The following is a 229-nucleotide window of genomic DNA, read 5'->3' on the forward strand; positions in this document are numbered from 1 at the left end:
CCGCTTGAGCATCTGCTGGAATATTGCCAAAATCTGGAGTGCCCCATGCTGGGTTCCAACCTTCGTTATAGCTTAATAAGCTGTTGCCATCATTTGAAAAGCTATTTGAAATCCAAACAGATGGTGAGCCACCACTGTAACGGCCTACACCACCGTATAAGGTCACATCATCACTTAATAGGTATTTAAGCCCTACACGAGGTAACCAAATATCTTGGCCATCTAAGGT

Annotated in this window: 1 protein-coding gene; it reads right to left on the reverse strand. The window is 44.1% G+C overall.

Annotation, left to right across the window (positions count from 1 at the left end):
• On the reverse strand, positions 1-229 hold a 229-nt coding region (locus AAEZ00_RS22365; protein ID WP_351090265.1), incomplete at both ends, for a hypothetical protein.

The sequence above is a fragment of the Shewanella sp. S1-49-MNA-CIBAN-0167 genome, assembly GCF_040310145.1.
GTDB lineage: Bacteria > Pseudomonadota > Gammaproteobacteria > Enterobacterales > Shewanellaceae > Shewanella > Shewanella psychromarinicola.